The sequence below is a fragment of the Achromobacter sp. SIMBA_011 genome, from assembly GCF_046535435.1.
Taxonomy (GTDB): domain Bacteria; phylum Pseudomonadota; class Gammaproteobacteria; order Burkholderiales; family Burkholderiaceae_B; genus Achromobacter; species Achromobacter dolens.
This window is the reverse complement of sequence record NZ_JAWRWN010000598.1, coordinates 1-265: the sequence shown is the minus strand read 5'-3', so window position 1 is coordinate 265 and position 265 is coordinate 1. Positions and strand designations below refer to the sequence as shown.

1 protein-coding gene is annotated in these 265 nt (G+C 71.7%); it reads right to left on the bottom strand.

The window, feature by feature from the left end:
• Nucleotides 1–265 (bottom strand): S-adenosylmethionine:tRNA ribosyltransferase-isomerase (locus tag SB816_RS32320; RefSeq protein WP_410548287.1); only part of this gene is annotated, 265 nt, incomplete at both ends.

Genomic DNA, 265 nt, shown 5'->3' with positions numbered 1-265 from the left:
CGGCGCCCACGTGCAGCGTCAGCGTCGCGCGCTCGACGCCCATCGCGTCGAGCTTCTCGAGCAGCGGCAGGTCGAAATGGAGCCCGGCGGTGGGCGCCGCGACCGCGCCCGGGTTGCTCGCGTAGACGGTCTGGTAGCGCGTCTCGTCGTTCGCGTCGGCGTCGTGCTCGATGTACGGCGGCAGCGGCAGGCGGCCATGCTGCTCGATCAGCGTGAGGCACGGCTGCGGGAAGTGCAGCGTGAAGAACGGTTCGACGCGCTCGCC